This window comes from Nonomuraea sp. NPDC050547, assembly GCF_044457345.1.
GTDB lineage: Bacteria > Actinomycetota > Actinomycetes > Streptosporangiales > Streptosporangiaceae > Nonomuraea.
In genome coordinates, this window is sequence record NZ_JBITGW010000010.1 from 228689 (window position 1) to 245821 (window position 17133).

At 73.2% G+C, this 17133-nt stretch carries 14 protein-coding genes; 8 read left to right on the top strand and 6 right to left on the bottom strand.

From position 1 onward, the window contains the following. Positions 1-25: 25 nt before the first annotated feature. The 5 genes from ACIBHY_RS25780 (at position 26) to ACIBHY_RS25800 (ending at position 4873) form a co-directional block, all read left to right on the top strand. The gene (locus ACIBHY_RS25780) at positions 26-472 is read left to right on the top strand and encodes a hypothetical protein (protein ID WP_397307916.1); all 447 of its coding nucleotides are present in this window, start codon (positions 26-28) and stop codon (positions 470-472) included. Positions 473-677: 205 nt separating this feature from the next. Further along, positions 678-2288: an ABC-F family ATP-binding cassette domain-containing protein gene (locus tag ACIBHY_RS25785; protein ID WP_397307917.1), complete on the top strand. Its 1611-nt coding sequence runs from the start codon at positions 678-680 to the stop codon at positions 2286-2288. Between the two features lie 38 nt (positions 2289-2326). Beyond that, a complete protein-coding gene (locus tag ACIBHY_RS25790) occupies positions 2327-3187 on the top strand; it encodes a helix-turn-helix transcriptional regulator (RefSeq protein WP_397251080.1) in 861 nt (286 codons plus the stop codon). Positions 3188-3257: 70 nt separating this feature from the next. Next, positions 3258-4028 carry a glucose 1-dehydrogenase gene (locus tag ACIBHY_RS25795; RefSeq protein ID WP_397307918.1) on the top strand — a complete coding sequence of 257 codons (771 nt, stop codon included), beginning with the start codon at positions 3258-3260 and terminating at the stop codon, positions 4026-4028. Between the two features lie 143 nt (positions 4029-4171). Further along, positions 4172-4873, top strand: a complete 702-nt coding sequence (locus tag ACIBHY_RS25800; protein ID WP_397251076.1) for an ABC transporter permease subunit — start codon at positions 4172-4174, stop codon at positions 4871-4873. 78 nt (positions 4874-4951) lie between these two features. On the opposite strand, the gene ACIBHY_RS25805 is transcribed toward ACIBHY_RS25800, so the two are convergent. Continuing rightward, positions 4952-5824, bottom strand: a complete 873-nt coding sequence (locus tag ACIBHY_RS25805; RefSeq protein WP_397251074.1) for a diacylglycerol/lipid kinase family protein — start codon at positions 5822-5824, stop codon at positions 4952-4954. A gap of 261 nt (positions 5825-6085) precedes the next feature. Between ACIBHY_RS25805 and ACIBHY_RS25810 the strand changes: the two genes are divergently transcribed. Together ACIBHY_RS25810 and ACIBHY_RS25815 are read left to right on the top strand one after the other, a co-directional pair. After that, on the top strand, positions 6086-9760 hold the full coding sequence (locus ACIBHY_RS25810; RefSeq protein ID WP_397307919.1) for a hypothetical protein: 3675 nt from the start codon (positions 6086-6088) through the stop codon (positions 9758-9760). Positions 9761-9831: 71 nt separating this feature from the next. Further along, a complete protein-coding gene (locus ACIBHY_RS25815) occupies positions 9832-10533 on the top strand; it encodes a DJ-1/PfpI family protein (protein WP_397251070.1) in 702 nt (233 codons plus the stop codon). Here the strand turns inward: ACIBHY_RS25815 and ACIBHY_RS25820 are convergent. Beyond that, positions 10526-12355 (bottom strand): amidohydrolase, encoded by a 1830-nt coding sequence (locus tag ACIBHY_RS25820; protein WP_397251068.1) that lies wholly within the window; start codon positions 12353-12355, stop codon positions 10526-10528. The genes ACIBHY_RS25815 and ACIBHY_RS25820 overlap by 8 nt on opposite strands. A gap of 73 nt (positions 12356-12428) precedes the next feature. Here ACIBHY_RS25820 and ACIBHY_RS25825 point away from each other — a divergent pair, with 73 nt between their 5' ends. Then, positions 12429-13049, top strand: coding sequence for a TetR/AcrR family transcriptional regulator (locus ACIBHY_RS25825; RefSeq protein WP_397251066.1), 621 nt, complete (start codon positions 12429-12431; stop codon positions 13047-13049). Between the two features lie 219 nt (positions 13050-13268). On the opposite strand, the gene ACIBHY_RS25830 is transcribed toward ACIBHY_RS25825, so the two are convergent. Genes ACIBHY_RS25830 through ACIBHY_RS25845 form a run of 4 tightly spaced genes read right to left on the bottom strand, consistent with a single transcriptional unit; the run spans position 13269 to position 17128 of the window. Beyond that, the gene (locus tag ACIBHY_RS25830; RefSeq protein WP_397307920.1) at positions 13269-14177 is read right to left on the bottom strand and encodes an ABC transporter ATP-binding protein; all 909 of its coding nucleotides are present in this window, start codon (positions 14175-14177) and stop codon (positions 13269-13271) included. After that, on the bottom strand, positions 14174-15229 hold the full coding sequence (locus ACIBHY_RS25835; RefSeq protein ID WP_397307921.1) for a FecCD family ABC transporter permease: 1056 nt from the start codon (positions 15227-15229) through the stop codon (positions 14174-14176). The genes ACIBHY_RS25830 and ACIBHY_RS25835 overlap by 4 nt, the downstream gene beginning before the upstream one ends. After that, complete coding sequence (locus ACIBHY_RS25840) at positions 15226-16269, bottom strand: FecCD family ABC transporter permease (RefSeq protein ID WP_397251060.1); 1044 nt, start codon at positions 16267-16269, stop codon at positions 15226-15228. The genes ACIBHY_RS25835 and ACIBHY_RS25840 overlap by 4 nt, the downstream gene beginning before the upstream one ends. Then, on the bottom strand, positions 16250-17128 hold the full coding sequence (locus tag ACIBHY_RS25845) for a siderophore-interacting protein (protein WP_397307922.1): 879 nt from the start codon (positions 17126-17128) through the stop codon (positions 16250-16252). Before ACIBHY_RS25845 ends, ACIBHY_RS25840 begins: the two co-directional genes overlap by 20 nt. Positions 17129-17133 lie beyond the last annotated feature (5 nt).

A 17133-nucleotide genomic window follows, 5' to 3' on the forward strand; every position in this document is an offset into this window, starting at 1 on the left:
AACGTGACCGGGCATCGCTCCGGACATGTCGATCTCCGTCATCCTCGCCCATGTCCTCGCGGCCGCCCTGAGCGGACCGGCCCCGGTGGCCGCCCACCACGACCCCGTCCCCATGATCGTGACCCAGTGCAGCGACGCCCTTCCCTGGCCCGGCGACACCCGGGGGTCGGTGGTACGCCGCGTCGGCTTCAACGGGCGCTCGGTCGAAGTGCACGCCAAGCGCTTCAACGGCAAGCAGTACGGCTGGGCCCGCCTGACCGGCTCCACCCTCACCGGCGACGAGGTGTACATGATGGTGCGCAAGGGCGACCAGAGCTGCTACACCCGCCTGCAGCGCGTCGGCATCGACGGCTACGACGCCTGGTCGCAGATGTGGCCGGCCAGCAGCCAGGGATCGCAGCGGTTCCAGGCGTGCGGCTGGTTCCCGCACGACGGACCGGAGGGGACCAGCCGATGCACCGGCCACTGGTGAGATAAGGTGTGAAACGCAGCTGTTCTGAAGCTAGGAGACCAGACGTGGCAGGTGACGACGACATCTCCGGGTGATACCGGAGATCGACCGGCCCCGGCAGGCGCGTATGACCGCCGCCGATGTGGCCCTGTCGTCGTTCCCCGAATCCCTTCCCGTCGCCGGGCGGCTTCGGCACGCCCGGATCGTCTCCGTACGAGGTCTTCACATGTCCGATGCGTTCATCATCTGCTCCAACCTGTCCTTTTCCTGGCCCGACGACACGCCTGTCTTCGGTGACCTGTCCTTCAGCGTGGGCGGCGGCCGTACCGGGCTCGTCGCCCCGAACGGCGCGGGCAAGAGCACGCTGCTCAAGCTGATCGCCGGCGAGTACCGGCCCGCCGCCGGCGGCGTGTCGGTCAAGGGCGTCCTCGGCTACCTGCCGCAGAGCCTGCCGCTGGCCGCCGGCCTGACCGTGGCCGAGGTCCTGGGCGTCGCGCCGGTGATCGCCGCGCTGGACGCCATCGAGTCGGGGGACGCGAGCGAGGAGCACTTCACCACGATCGGCAACGACTGGGACATCGAGGAGCGCACCCGCGCCCAGCTCGACCGGCTCGGGCTCGGTGAGCTCGCGTTCGGGCGGAGCCTGGCCACGCTGAGCGGCGGCCAGATCGTCTCGCTCGGCCTGGCCGCGCAACTCCTCAAGCGGCCCGACGTCCTGCTGCTCGACGAGCCGACGAACAACCTCGACCGCGACGCCCGCGACCGGCTCCACGACGTGCTCGGCGAATGGAAGGGCTGCCTGCTCGTCGTCAGTCACGACCGCGCCCTGCTCGACCGCATGGACCGCATCGCCGAACTGGACCGCGGCGAGGTCCGCTTCTACGGCGGCGGCTTCACGGCCTACGAGGAGGCCGTGCGTACCGGGCAGGAGGCGGCCGAGCGGACCGTGCGCGGCGCCGAGCAGGAGCTCAAGCGCGAGAAGCGGGAGATGCAACAGGCCCGCGAACGGGCCGAGCGCAGGGCGGGCAACGCCGCCCGCAACCTCAAGAGCGCCGGCCTGCCGCGCATCTTCGCCGGGAACATGAAGCGCGGCGCGCAGGAGTCGGCCGGGCGCGCCGGCCAGATGCACGCCTCCCGGGTCAGCGACGCCCAGGCCCGGCTCGACGAGGCGGGACGCGCCCTGCGCGACGACCAGAAGATCGTGCTGCACCTGCCGGGGACGAGCGTGCCCGCCGGCCGTACCGTCTTCCTGGGCGAACGGCTGCGCGCCCGCGAGCTGTTCGCCGAGCCCGGCCTGGACCTGACGGTCCGCGGGCCCGAGCGGATCGCGCTGACCGGCCCGAACGGAGCCGGCAAGTCGACCCTGCTGCGCATGATCAGCGGCGATCTGGAGCCGGGCGGCGGACTCGCCAGGCGGGCCGAGGGCCGGGTGGCCTATCTGTCGCAGCGCCTGGACCTGCTCGACGAGGAGCGCACGGTCGCGGAGAACCTGGCCGCGTTCGCCCCGGCCATGCCGGCGGCCGAGCGCATGAACCTGCTGGCCCGCTTCCTGTTCCGCGGCGCGCGGGCCCATCTGCCCGTCGGCGTGCTCTCGGGAGGCGAACGGCTGCGCGCCACGCTGGCCTGCGTGCTGTGCGCGGAGCCGGCGCCCCAGCTGCTCCTGCTGGACGAGCCGACCAACAACCTCGACCTGGTCAGCGTGGGGCAGCTGGAGAGCGCGCTGGCGGCGTACGAGGGGGCGTTCGTGGTGGTCAGCCACGACGAACGCTTCCTCGCGGAGATCAAGGTGGAACGGCGGCTGGAGCTGTCGGACGGGCGGCTCCGGGAATCCAGTTGATCTACATTGTAAAGGGCACGGGCTGGATACGATGAAGCATGCCCAGAGAAACCCCAGCGGCGGCGCGGCAGCGCCGCGAGCAGCTCCGTGCCTTCCTGCGCTCGCGCCGGGCGCGGCTCACGCCCGGCGACGTCGGCCTGGCGGGCGAGGGCGCCGGCCGCCGCCGGACTCCGGGGCTGCGCCGCGAGGAGGTCGCCGTGCTGGCCGGGGTCGGTGTGTCCTGGTACACCTGGCTTGAGCAGGGCCGCGACATCAACGTCTCGGGCGAGGTGCTCGACGCGATCGGCAGGGCGCTGCGCCTGAGCGAGCCGGAGCGCGCGCACCTCTACCTGCTGGCCGGGCTCAACCCGCCGCGGGCCGGGGCGACCGGCGACACCGCGGTCACCCCGGAGCTGCGGCACCTGCTCGACGCGTGGATGCCGCGACCGGCCATGCTGCGCGACCGGTACTGGAACCTGCTGCTCGTCAACGACGCCGCGCGGGAGCTGTTCGGGTACGCCGACGCCGACCGCAACTGCCTGGTGACGTTCTTCACCAGCCCCCGCTACCGCGCGATGCAGGTCGCGTGGGAGTCGGCCGCCCCGTCCGTGGTGGCCGCCTACCGGGCCTGCGTCGCCCACGATCCAGGCGACCCGGGGTTCGCCGAGGTCGTGGACGAGCTGAGCGTCGTGAGCGAGGAGTTCGCCGAGCTGTGGGCCCGCCACGACGTCAGCGGCCAGGCCCAGACGGTCAAGGCGGTCCGCCATCCCGAGGCCGGCGAGCTGTTCTTCGACACGACGCCCCTGGCCGTGGTCGACCATCCCGACTGGTACCTGGAGCTGTTCAACCCCCGCCCCGGCACCGGCACCGCCGAGCGCCTGGCCCGGCTCCCGCTGCTCAGGCTGGCCGCTCCGGCGTGAGGGTGGTGGTGACAGACCCCTGATAGCCGGGCACTGTTCACCTCGCGCGCCGGTCGGCACGCTGAGTCCCATGACGCACACCATTTCCCGTTTTCAGGACAAGATCGCACTCATCACCGGCGGCACGAGCGGCATGGGACTGGCCGCCGCGCGGAGGTTGCTCGCCGAAGGCGCGCGGGTGGTCATCACCGGCCGCGACAAGGTACGGCTGGACGCCGCCGTGGAGGAGCTGGCCGGCGGGGAGCGCGTGCTCGCGGTACGCGGCGACGCGGCGAGCCTGGCCGACCTGGACGCGCTGATGGCCCGGATCCGGGACCGGTTCGGCAGGTTGGACGTGGTCTTCGCCAACGCGGGCGTGGCCTCGTTCGATCCGGCCGCGGAGGTCACCGAGGCCGAGTTCGACCGGGTCGTGGACATCAACTACAAGGGCGTGTTCTTCACCCTGCAGAAGGCGCTGCCGTTGCTGGCCGACCACGGGGCGATCGTGATCAACGCGTCGTGGACACTGCACCGCGGCCTGCCCGGCGGCTCCCTGTACTCCTCGACGAAGGCGGCGGTGCACAACCTGGCGCACACGCTGGCGGCCGAGCTCGGGCCCAGGCGGATCCGGGTCAACTCGGTGAGCCCCGGCTACATCGAGACGCCGATGTTCCACGACAACGTCTCGGCCGAGGCCCAGGGCACGGTGGTGGCCGAGGTGGTGGCGGGCCGGTTCGGCACCGCCGACGACGTGGCGGGCGCGGTGGCGTTCCTGGCCTCCGGCGAGGCGTCCTACATCAACGGCCAGGATCTGATCATCGACGGCGGGCTGGTCGCGGCCATCCCCGGGGAGATGCTGTAGCCGGTCAGACCAGGGGGTTAGGAGCAGGCTCCCAGGTCGCGGGCCGCGTAACCCTGCCCAGGCAGGAGGAAAGTCGCGGCCCGCGCCGGGATCCTTGGATGGTGATCGACATACTCCGGTCCGAATGGACCAAGATTCGCTCGGTGCGTTCGACGATGTGGACGCTGGGCGTCACGGGTGCGCTGATGCTGGGCTTTTCCGCGCTCATCAACCTCACGGCCGAGAGCATGGCGAAGGGGCGGCCGGTCCCGGGGGAGCAGGTGCTCTCGGCGAGCCTGACCGGCGTGATGTTCGCCTCGCTGGCCATGGCCACGCTGGGTGTCCTGGTGATCTCCGGCGAGTACCGCACCGGGAGCATCCGCACCTCGCTCATGGCCGTGCCCCAGCGCCTCATGCTGCTGACCGGCAAGCTCGTGGCGTTCTCGGCGGTCGCGCTGGCCGTCTCCACGGTCGCGGCGGCCGGGGCGATCGGCGTCGGTGTGGTGATCTCCCAGCCGCCGTCACTGACGGCGGGCGAGATCGTGCGGGCGGCGCTCGGGGCGGGTCTCTACCTGACTGCCTGCGGGCTGTTCGGGCTGGGTCTCGGCTCGCTGATCCGGCACACGCCCGGCGCGATCGTGTCGGCGATCGCGCTGATCATGGTGCTGCCCACGCTGACGGTCCAGTTGCCGGGGGAGTGGGGCAGGACCGTGTCCGAGCACTTCACCACGAACGCCGGGCTGCTGGTCGTCTCCGGCCAGAGCAACGGGTCGCTGGGACCGTGGAGCGGGTTCGCGGTCTATCTGGTCTGGGTGGCGGTGGCGGTGGTCGCGGGCGCCGTCCTGATGAAGCGCCGCGACGCCTGACGACGCGCGTGCGCTCGCGCCTTGCGGGCGGCCTGCGCCTTTGCGGAGCGCCCGCGTCTTCGCGGCCGGCCGCGCGGGTCAGGGGACGCAGACGGTGATGCCGCCGGGCAGGATGTCCGCCTTGAGCTTGGTCGCGCGGTCGCGGGCGCCGCCGTCCAGCTCATAGGTCCGCGGTACGGCCAGCCGTATCGTGACCTTCCTGGCCCGGGTGATGCGGACGAACGGCGACTCGTCGGAGCGCCCGGTGGCCATCCGCGCGAGCAGCCGTCCCCACTCCAGCCTGCTCTTGGCCGTGGCGACGCCCACTTCCAGCCAGCCGTCGTCGGGCCGGGCGTCGTCGAACGCCTCGATGCCGCCGGTGATCGTGCCCACGTTGCCCAGGAGCACGCATCCGGCCTCGCCGGAGAACCATTTCACGCCGTCGATCGTGATGCGGGTGGGGGTGGTCGTGTCGCCGGCGTGCCGCAGGCCGGTCCAGACGTAGGCGAGGCGGCCCAGCCGTCGTTTCAGCCCGCCGTCGACGTCGGCGGCCATGTCGGCGTCGAAGCCGACGCCGGCCATGATGGCGAAGTGCTCGCCGTTGATCCGTCCCAGGTCGAGGGGTTTGCGGCGGCCTTCGAAGCCGATCCGGACGGCTTCTTCGAGGTCTTCGGGGATGTCGAGGTTGCGGGCGAGGAGGTTGGCGGTGCCGGCGGGCACGACGGCCAGGACGGCCCCGGTTCCGGCGAGGGCGTCGACGCAGCGTTGCACGGTGCCGTCGCCGCCCCAGACGAAGATCAGCTCGGCCCCCTCTTCGAGGGCCTTGCGCGCCTGTTTGGGCGCCTTCTTGCTTTTGGGCACCTCGTACCAGAGCAGTCCGCCGATGTCCCGGTCGGTGATCCGGCGGCGGAGCTCGTCCAGGCCTCCGCCGAGGGTCTTCTTGCGGTGGGCGATGACCGCGACCTTTCGCATGGGGTACGGCTGCCCACTCGCGGGCCGGTGAATCATCGCGTCGCGTAGCGGAGCGTCCTTGACATGTGCCGTCGGACAAAGGCAAGAAACCGCTGATAACAATTCCTCCGAGCCGGCTTCCGTGGTTTCCCGCAAGTAAGTCCGCAGCTCGTAAGGCTCATAGGGCGTTATGAGCGACGAATGCGGCGAACAATCTTCCAGGGTTGATCAACGTCCGGACTTCGGTTTGAGTAAAGGCAAGGCGATCCTGGGGGAGGCGCGGTGCCGCGGCCTGAGCGTCCGTTGGAGGGAGACGATCCGGAGGTCCTGCGCTTCGCGGCGGACCTGCGGCTGTTGCGCGCCAAGGCGGGTGACCTGACCTACCGGCAGATGGCCCGCCGCGCGCACTACGCCGCGGCCACGCTGTCGGAGGCGGCCTCGGGCCGGCGGCTGCCGACGCTCGCGGTCACGCTGGCCTACGTACGCGCGTGCGGCGGCGAGCCGCAGGAGTGGGAGCGCCGCTGGCGGGAGCTGCGCGGCCGGGAGAACGACGAGCCGGAGCCGGTCGCCGACGAGGCGGCGCCGTACCTGGGACTGGCGCCCTTCAGGGCCGCGGACGCGCAGCGTTTCTACGGCCGTGAGGCGCTCGTGGAGGAGTTGCTGGAGCGCATCGGCGAGCAGCGGTTCGTCGCGCTGCTCGGCGCGTCGGGGTCGGGCAAGTCGTCGGTGCTGCGCGCCGGGCTGCAGGCGCGCGTGCAGGCCGGGGCGCGGCCGTGGCCCGTGGTCGTGCTCACGCCGGGCGCGCACCCGGCGCGCGACTGGGCGCCGCCTGGCGACGGCGAGACGTTGATCATCGTGGACCAGTTCGAGGAGGTCTTCACGCTCTGCCGCGATTCCGGTGAGCGGGCGCGCTTCATCGACCTGCTGGTCGGCGCCGCCGACGGGCACCGCGTGGTGATCGGCGTGCGCGCCGACTTCTACGGTCACTGCCTGGCCGAGCCCCGGCTGCTGGAGGTGCTGCGCCGGGCGCACGTCCCGATCGGGCCGATGCGCGTGGAAGAACTGCGCCAGGCCGTCGTCCGTCCGGCCGCCGACGCCGGTTGCCTGGTCGAGGGGGCGCTGGCCGCCCGGATCGTCGCCGACGCGGCCGGCCAGAACGGCGTGCTGCCCCTCGTCTCCCACGTGCTGCTGGAGACCTGGCGCCGGCGCAGAGGGCTCACGCTCACCCTGGCCGCCTACGAGGCCGCCGGCGGCATCGACGGCGCGATCGCCCAGAGCGCCGAGCGGGTCTACACCCACCTCCCGCCCGACCGGCGGCGGCTGGCCCGCCGGTTGTTCCTGCGCCTGACGGTGCTCGGCGAGGGCGCGCAGGACACCAAACGCCGGGTGCACCGGCGGCGCCTCGGTGACGACGAGGCCACGGCCGAAGTCCTGGAGCAGCTGGTCGTCGCCCGCCTGCTGGTGCTCGACCACGACAGCGTCGAGATCGGCCACGAGGCGCTGCTGCGCTCCTGGCCGCGCCTGCGCGACTGGCTGGCCGCCGACCGCGAGGGGCTGCGCACCCACCAGCGGCTGACCGAGGCCGCCGAGACCTGGCAGTCGCTGGGCCGCGACCCCGGCGCCCTCTACCGGGGCGTGCGGCTGGCGGCCGCGCGCGAATGGGCCGAGCGCCAGGGGCCCGCGCTGAGCCCGCCGGAGGAGGAGTTCCTGGCGGCCAGCCTGGCCGCGCGCGAGCGCGAGGAGCGCCAGGCCCGCCGCCGCGTGCTCGCCGCCCGCGCGCTCATCGCCGTTTTAACCGCCATGGTGGTGATCGCCGGGGCCGCCACCGGGTACGCGCGCAGCCAGCAGGAGGCCGCCACCGGCCAGCGCAACACGGCCCTGTCCCAGCGCGTGGCCGAGCGCGCCATCCAGCTGCGCACGGCCAACGCGCCGCTGGCCGCCCAGCTCAGCCTCGCCGCCTTCCGGCTCACGCCGACGCTGGAGGCGCGCGGCAGCCTGCTGAGCGCGTTCACCACCCCGCTCGGCGACCGCCTTCCTCACGAGATGAACACGCTGGCCTTCAGCCCCGACGGCCGGGTCCTGGCAGGCGGCGGCGACGACCGCACGATCCGGCTCTGGCGCGTCCACGACGACGGCCCGCCGGACAAGCTCGCCGAGCTGACCGGGGTGAGCGACGACATCGAGTCGCTGCGCTTCACGCCCGACGGCCGCCTGCTGGTCGCGAGCCTGTACGACGGCACCGTCCAGTTGTGGTGGGCCGCGGCGGCGGGCCCGTCCAAGCCGCTGGCCGCCTTCGCCGCCCACACCGGGCCCGTCTACGCCGTCGCGGTCGGCGGCGGCGGCACGATCCTGGCCACGGCCGGCGGCGACGGCAGGCTGCGGTTGTGGGACATCGCCAACGCGGGCGACCCCCGCCTGCTGTCCACGCGCGCCGCGCACCGCTCCACCATGACCGCCCTCGCCTTCCACCCCACGACCGCCACGCTCGTCACCGCCGGGGACGACGGCACCGCCGCCCTCTGGGACACCGCCGACCCACGCCGCCCGCGCCTGCTGCGCCGCCTGAGCGGCAACGGGGAGAAGGTCACCGCCGTCGCGTTCAGCCCGGACGGCCGCCGGCTGGCGACGGCCGGCTGGGACCACCGGGTCCGGCTGTGGGAGGTGGCCGAGCCGCGCAGTCCCGCCGTGCTGACCGGGCACAGCGGTCCGTTGCAGGCGCTCGCCTTCAGCCCGGACGGGCGTCAGCTCGCCAGCGGCGGCTGGGACCACACCATCCGCCTGTGGAACGTCGCCGAGCCGCGCGCCCCCGCCACGGTGCTGACCGGGCACACCGACGTCGTCTGGGCGCTGGCCTACCGGCCCGGCGGCGGCATGCTCGCCTCGGCCGCCTTCGACGGCACCACGCTGCTCACCCGCCTGCCCGGCCCCGTCCTCGGCGGCAACCCGGCGGCGCTGTCGGCCGTGGCCTTCAGCCCCGACGGCCGCACCCTGCTGACCGGCAGCGAGGACTTCACCGCGGGGCTGTGGGACGTCGCCGACCCCTACCGGCCCGCCCCGCTGCCGCGGCTGCGCGGCCACACCGGGCAGGTCGAGTCGGTCGCCTTCCACCCGTCCGGGGCGCTGGCCGCGACCGGCGGCGTCGACGGCGCCGTGCGGCTGTGGCGGGTCGCCGACCGGAGCCGGCCGTCTCCGTCAGCGGTGATCGGCGCCGCCAATGAGGGGGGCATCCGCGCGGTGGCCTTCGCCCCTCGGGGCGATCTGCTGGCCAGCGCGGGCGCGGGCGACCCCGTCGTACGGCTGTGGGACCTGTCCGAGCCGGCGCGCCCGCGCGCGGCGGGCTCGGTGCGCGAGGGCGGCAACGGCGCGACGGGCCTGGCCTTCAGCCCCGACGGCCATCTGCTGGCGACGCTGAACGGCGTCGTGATCGTCCTGTGGGACGTGAGCGACCCCCAGCGGCCGGTACGGCTGGCCACCAGCCCCCAGCAGCCGGAGACCTTGCAGGCGGTCGCCTTCTCGCCCGACGGCCGGATGCTGGCCACCGCCTCCCTGGATCGCACCGCCCGCCTGTGGGACGTGGCCGATCGCGCGGGGATCCGGCCGTTGTCGCAGCTCATCGGCCATACCGACGCCCTGCAGGGCATCGCCTTCTCGCCTGATGGCCGCGGGCTGGCCACCGCCTCGCTCGATCGCACCGTCGGCCTGTGGGACGTGCGCGACCCCCGGCGCCCGCGCCCCGCGGGCACCCTCACCGGGCACGCCGACCGCGTCTACGCGGTGGCCTTCAGCCCCGACGGCCAGTACGTGGCCAGCGCGAGCGAGGACCACACCGTCCGGCTGTGGCCGGTCGACCCCGCGACGGCGGCGGCCCGCGTCTGTGCGCGGGCCAGGCCCGCGCTCACCCCCGCCGACTGGAGCCAGGCGTTTCCCGGTCTCCCCTTCCGCCGGCCCTGCCCATGATCGCTGCCAGGTTTCCCAAGATTGCGGACACGCGCCGGCCGCGACCGGTCCCGGGCGGTCAGGATGGGGGCATGGCAACCGAGAAGACCATCGCGTTCGTGCTCTACCCCGGCTGTACCATCCTGGACCTGGTCGGCCCGCTGCAGGTGCTGTCCACTCTCGCGGCGATGCGCCCGGAGTTCCGGGTCGTCGTGGTCGGGGAACGGCTGGAGACCTGGGATACCGACACGCCGTTGCGGGTGCGGGCCGGCAACACCTTCGATGAGGTGCCCGCCCCCGACGTGATCGTGGTCCCCGGCGGCGGCGCGCCGACCCTGCGCGCGATGGCCGACGAGCGCCTGCTCGCCTACGTGCGCGGCGCCGCCGGGCTGACGACGTCGGTGTGCACCGGCTCGCTGATCCTGGGCGCGGCGGGCCTGCTCGACGGCCGCCGCGCCACCTCGCACTGGTCGATGCTCGACGTCCTGCCCGAGTTCGGGGCGATCGCGGTCCGCGAGCGCTGGGTGGCCGACGGCCCGGTGCTGACCGCCGCAGGTGTCTCGGCCGGCATCGACATGGCCCTGCACCTGACCGCGGAACTGGCCGGCCTCGACGTGGCGCGGGCCGTGCAGTACGCCCTGGAGTACGACCCGCGCCCGCCGCACGGCAGGCCGGACTGGGAGCGGGCGCCGAAGGAGCTGTACACCGCCCTGACCGAGCAGTGGGTGCGCGAGGGCCTCGGCGACCACCCCCTCGCCGGCCGTCTCGCCGCCCGGCTGAAGACCGTCAGCTGAACGGCTTCGCGGCCCAGACCACCTTTCCGCCCACCATGGTCAGCAGGACGTCGGTCCGGGAGATGTCGTCCGGCGCGACCTTGGTGATGTTCTGGTTCAGGACGATGAGGTCGGCCAGCTTGCCGGTCTCCAGCGAGCCGGTGACCTTCTCCTGGTGCATCTGGTAGGCGCCGTTGATCGTGACGGCCCTGATCGCCTCGCGCCGGGACAGGCCGGGCAGGGCGTTGACCTTCCCGGCGTACTGCGGGAAGTCCTTGCCCCAGTCGGCCTCACGCAGGATCGACGCCTCAAGCCCGAACCACTGGTCGAACGGGTCCAGGCAGCAGTCGCTGCCCAGCGAGACCTTGCCGCCGGCCCGGGTGATCGGCTTGGTGGGCTCGTACAGGTCGAACCGCGCGCCCAGGTACGGCTTGACCGCGTCGGTCGAGTCGGGCGCCGGTTTGGCCCACTGCAGCCCCATCGACGCGGTCACGTCCAGGGTGGCGAAGCGCCGGTAGTCGGCGGGGTCGACCACCTCGGCGTGCGCGATGGTCTGGTGGGCCCGGATGCCGGGGTTGGCCCTGCGCGCCGCCTCGAAGGCGTCGAGGGCGGTCCTGACCGCGCGGTCGCCGATGGCGTGGATGTGGGACTGGTAGCCGAGCCGCTCCAGTTCGGCGACGACGGGGTTGAGGAGTTGGGCGCCGATGTAGAGCTCGCCGCGGGCCGACTTGTCCTTGCGCGGCTTGCCCTTGGCGTCCAGGTACGGCTTGAGCAGGGCCGCGGTCTGCCCCGGGTACTGCACGATGCCGTCGAGCAGGATCTTGACGCCGTCGACGGAGACCGCGGGCTCGGCGACCAGGCGCGGGCCCTCCTGCTTGCCCGGACGCCAGGCGCGGACCGGCAGGGGGATCTGGCTGGGGCGTTCCAGTTCCTTGCGGATCTTAGCCAGGGCGGCGTACAGCTTCCTAGGTTCGCGCAGGTCGCCGATGCGGGTGGAGATGGCGAAGTGGGCGCGGGCGGTCAGGCCGCCCGCCCCACGCAGGTTCTGGAAGGTCGTGACCGTGGCGGCGTCGCTGCCGGGTACGAAGAAGCTGGTGATGCCCTCCTGGCTGAAGTCGCGCATCCGCAGGCCGGCCAGTTCGGCGGCGCGTTCGGGGGACAGGGGAGGCGGTGGCGGGATGAGCTTGGTGACCAGGCGGGCGGCGGCGTCTTCGAGCAGGCCGTTCGGCTCGCCGTTCTTGTCGTGGTTGATCCGGCCGGCGTCGGGGTCGGGGGTGTTCTTGGTGATTCCGGCCAGGTCAAGGGCCTTCTGGTTGACCAGCGTGGTGTGGCCGGTGACCGCCGCGGAGACGATGATCGGGCGGGTGGTGCCGAGCCCGTCGAGCATCCGCTTGTGCGGGGTGGTTCCGGCGGGCCGCAGGAACTGCATGTAGAGGTTCGTCACGTTCAGGAAGTCGTCCGGCTCCGCGCCCAGCTCCGGATCGGCCAGGCAGGCCTTGACGCGGCTCCGGAACTGCGCGACCGTGAGCGGCTCCGCCTTGAGGTCGCAGGTCTTGCGGTCCTCGCGGGTGATGTCGTGGATGTGTCCCTCGTGCAGGCCGGGCATCACCATGCGGCCCTTGAGGTCGATGACCTTGGTCTTGGTGCCGATGTGACGTCGCGCGCCCGCGTCGCCGCCGACATAGATGATCTTCCCGTTGTCGATCGCCACCGCCTCGGCCACGCTGTCGCGAGCGTCGACCGTGTAGACGAACCCGTGCCTCAGCACCGTGTCCGCGCCCGCCTGCGCGGGAACCACCGCGCCGGCGGCCAGCGGAAGCAGCGCTGCCAGTAACCGCCTCATGGACTCCTCCGATCCTAAACTTGAATCAAATTTAAGTTGGTACGGCTGTGCGTCAAGGGGGAGGATCGAACTCATGGCAGAACCGACCGAACCGCGGGGCAGAACCCAGGAGCGCGGCAGGCTGGCCCGCAGGCGCGTCCTCGAAGCGGCGCTGGAGGTCATCGCCGAGCAGCCGGTCAGCGAGATCCAGGTTCAGCAGATCGCCGAGCGCGCCGGGATGAGCCCGGCGCGGGTCCTGTACTACTTCCAGTCACGCGACCAGATCCTGGCCGAGACGTTCCGGTGGAGCGAGCGCGACCTGGCCGAACGCCGGGCCCGCGACCTGGCCGCCGTCACCGCCCCGGGCGCGCGGCTGGCCGCCTACATCCGGCTCTACCTGCCCGAGGGCCGCCACGACGCCTCGTGGAAGTTGTGGCTGGAGGCGTGGCTGCGCTCGACCTCGGCCAGCGAGATGAGCAGGACGGCCGACGCGATCGACAGCGGGTGGACCCGCGACCTGACCGCGATCATCGCCGACGGCGTGGCCGACGGCACCTTCCGGCCGGTGCGCGCGGAGGAGTTCCTGCCCGCGTTCAACGCGCTGCTCGACGGGCTGGCCGTGCACGTCCTGATCGGGCGGCTGGGCAAGGCGCAGGCCGTACGGGCGGCGCTGGCGGAGGCCGCCGGGAAACTCGGCGACCTCGACCCTCGATGACCAGCAGCGGCATCCGAAAGGCCCGGCTCCCGCAATGTCCCGCTCCCGCAATGTCCGGCTCCGGGAAGTCCGGCTCCCGCGAAGCTGGGCTCCCGGGGAGTCCGGCTTCCGCCATGCCCGGAACCCGCATACCCGGCGCCTGGGAAGCCCGGTGGCCGCCCTGCCCGGTGTCCGGGCCTCGGTAGGTCCGGCTTCCGGGGAGTTCGGTGGCTTTCGGGGTCAGCGCTCGCGCTTGGCGGGGAGCATCATGGGCAGGCCCGTCAGCGGGTCGGGGAACACCGAGCAGTCCAGGGCGAAGACGTCGGAGATCAGCTGGGCGGTGACGATCTCCGACGGGTTTCCGCAGGCCACGACGCGGCCCTCGTGCATGACCACGAGGTCGGTGGCGTAGCGGATGGCCTGGTTGATGTCGTGCAGCACGGCGACCATCGTGCGGCCGGCGTGCTGCAGGTCGGTGAACAGTTCCATCAGCTCGACCTGGTGGGCCACGTCGAGGTACGTCGTGGGCTCGTCGAGCAGCATGATCGGGGTCTGCTGGGCCAGCGCCACCGCCACCCACACGCGCTGCTGCTGCCCGCCGGACAGGGCGTTGACCCGCTGGGCGCTCAGGTCGAAGGTGCCGGTGGCGGTGAGGGCGTCGTGGATGGCCCGTTCGTCGGACTCCGTCCACTGCTGGAAGAGCCCCTGGTGCGGGAAGCGGCCGCGGGCGACCAGGTTGGCGACGGTGATGCCGTCGGGGGCGATCGAGCTCTGCGCCAGCACGCTGATCTCGCGCGCCGCCTCCTTGGGCGCCAGCTTGTGCAGGTCGCGCCCGCCGAGCAGTACCCGGCCGGCGCGCGGTGGCAGCAGCCGGCCGAGGCCGCGCAGGAGCGTGGACTTGCCGCAGCCGTTGGGCCCGATGACGACCGTGAACGAGCCGGGCCTGATCTCCAGGTGGAGGCCGTCGATGATCAAGCCGGAGCCGTAGCCGAGCGACAGGCCCTCGGCGACGAGCGGCGCGGCGCCCCCGCTCACGTCGCCGCCCGCGGTAGCGGCGGAGGCCGGCGCAGAGGTCCGCGCGGACGTCAGCGCGGGGGTCACGGCGGGGTCCGTGGGCATCGGGGTGGATTTCGGGTGGGCGATGGTCACAGGCGTCTCGCTTCGCGTACCAGGAGCCAGATCAGGTAGAGGCCGCCCAGGCTGGTGGTGACGACGCCCACCGGAAGCTGGACGGGCAGGAACGCCACCCGCGCGACCGTGTCGCCGAGCAGCAGCAGGAGGGCGCCGGTCAGCCCGGCGCCGATGGGGGACCAGCCGCCGCGGCCGGTCAGCCTGGCGGCGATCTGCGGCGCGACCAGCGCGATGAAGCTGATCGGCCCGGCCACCGCCGTGGCGATCGCGACCAGGCCGACGCCGGCGCCGGTCACGGCCATCTGGGTGTGCCGGGAGCGGACCCCGAGGGCGTCGGCGGCGTCCTGGCCGAGTTCGAGCGCGCGGATGCGGGAGCCGTACAGGAGAGCGAGGGCGGAGAAGAGCGCGATGCCGGCGGCGGCGACCGGCAGGGCGTCGGGGGCGACGGAGTTGAGGCTGCCCGCGCCCCAGATCGCGGCCGACATCGCCACCTGGAGCTGCGCCTTGGCCATGATCCAGGTGTTGAGGGCGCTCAGGACGGCGCTGACGCCGATGCCGACCACGATCAGCCGGAATCCGCGGAAGCCGCCCCGGTAGGACAGGGCCAGCACGATCGCGGCCACCGCCAGGCCCGAGGCGAGCGCGCCGAAGGAGATGACGGCGGTGGGCGCGTGGAAGAGGGCGATGAGCACGATGGCGCCGGTGTAGGAGCCGGTGCTGAAGCCGATGACGTCGGGACTGCCCAGCGGGTTGCGGGTGAGCGACTGGAAGAGGGCGCCGCTGACGGCCAGGCCGAAGCCGAGCAGCAGCGCCAGCAGCACCCGGGTCAGGCGCCACTGCTGCACGACGACGGTGTCGGCGCGGGAGGCGCCGCCGTAGAAGGTGGCCAGGACGTCGGGCAGGGACACGAAGATGTCGCCGACGCCCAGCGAGACCAGCGCGGTCACGACGATGACGGCGGCCAGCGCGAGGTTCACCACGAGGGTGCGGCGGTCCAGGCGGGCCGAGAGCAGGCGGGTGCGGACGGCCCACTCGGGCCGGCCGGTGTCGAGCTTGACGCGGGTGCTCACAGGCCGCTCGCCTCCTTGCGCCGGGCCAGCACGATGAGGAACGGCGCGCCCACGAACGCGGTGACGATCCCGGCGGGCAGCTCGCCCGGCCACAGCACGAGGCGTCCGGCGACGTCGGCCACGAGCAGGAGCACCGCGCCCAGCACGGCGCTGTAGGCGGCGATCCACCGCTGGTCCACCCCGAACAGCCAGCGTACGATGTGCGGGATCATGAGCCCGGCGAACCCGATGGGCCCGGCCAGCGCCGTCGTCGCGCCACAGAGCAGGCTGACGGCGGCGACCACGCCGGTGCGCACGGGGCCGAGCCGTACCCCGAGCGCCTTGGCGGGCCCGTCGCCCAGGGCGACGGCGTTGAGCGAGGGCGCGACGACGAAGGCGATGGCGAGACCGAGCAGGATCAGCGGCAGGACCTGCGCCACCATGGCGAGCGTGCGGTCGTTGAGCGCGCCGGTGTCCCAGTGACGCATCAGCGTGAACGCCTTCGGGCGCACGAGCGTGATCGCCCCGGCCAGGCCCTGCAGGACGGCGCCGAAGGCGAGGCCGACCAGCACGAGCGTGACCGGGCCCGCGGTGCGGGCGCGGTTCATGGAGCCGATCAGGTAGACCACGGCGGCGGCGACGGCGGCTCCGGTGAGCGCGGCGCCGATGCGGCCGGGCACCCCGGTCACGCCGAAGAAGGCGACGGCGATCACGACCGCGAAGCCGGCGCCGGCGTTCACGCCGAGGATGCCCGGGTCGGCCAGCGGGTTGCGGGTGAGCGCCTGGATGAGCGCGCCGGCCACCGCGAGCGCGCCGCCCGCGACGATGGCGAGGACCGTGCGCGGCACCCGCAGCTCGATGACGGTGCGCGCCTCCACGGAGTGGGCCTTGCCGAGCAGCGCGGCCAGGACGGTCTGCGGCGAGATGGCGGCGGAGCCGACCATCAGGCTGAGCAGCACGGCGGCGAGCAGCAGCACGACGCAGCCGAGCAGCCAGGCGAAGAGCGGGACGGGCGAGCGCGCGAGGCGCCCGCCGCCCGGCTCAGAGGCCGAGACGCTCAAGCTCGGCCTCGTAGTCGTCGCGCAGGTCCTCCTCGTCGCGGGCGGTGTCCTGCCAGATCGCGTCCAGCCGGCGCTGGTCGTCGGCGGGCAGCGTGCGGAACCGCTCGGCCCAGGCCTCGCCGTTCGGCGTCCAGTAGCCGATGACCTTGTACCGGTCGGTGGGCAGGCCGCGTTCCTTGCGCAGGTAGCGGCGCACCGCGCGCAGCGTGTCCGTCGCGCCCGCGACCCAGACGTAGCCGCCCTCCATCGGACGGGAGGGCGGTACGGCGGCGCGCACGGCCTCCTCGAGCCGGCTCGGGCCGGTGGCGTTGCCGCCGTGCAGCCAGGTGACCTCGACGTTGGGCCGGTGCGGCAGGTCGAGCCGGGAGTCGTCGCCGGGGATCTCGGCGATCACCTTGGTGGTGACGTGCTCGGGCACGCCGCTGATCAGGCGGGCCATCGCGGGCAGGCCGGTGAGGTCGCACACGAGCACCTGCCAGCGCAGGTCGGCGGGCGGTTCGTACAGGCCGGTGGGGGAGTTCAGGCCGAGGACGTCGCCCGGCCGCGCGCCGAGGGCCCAGCGGGCGGCGATCCCGCCGTCGTGCACGACGAAGTCGACGTCCAGTTCCCGGGGGCGGGCCGCGCGGACGGTGTAGGTCCGCATCGGCGCCTCGGGGGCGCCCTCCGGGGTGCGCCAGTAGTCGCCGTGCGGCTCGGGCAGGGAGACCTCGCGCCGGTCGTCGCCGTGCGGGAAGAACAGGCGCACGTACTCGTCGCCGACGCCCGTGGTCGGGAAGTCCTCGGCCAGGGCCAGCGTGACCCGGATCATCGTGGCGCTCAGGCGGGTGACGGCGCTCACCTCGGTGCGGAAGATGCGCATCGCCG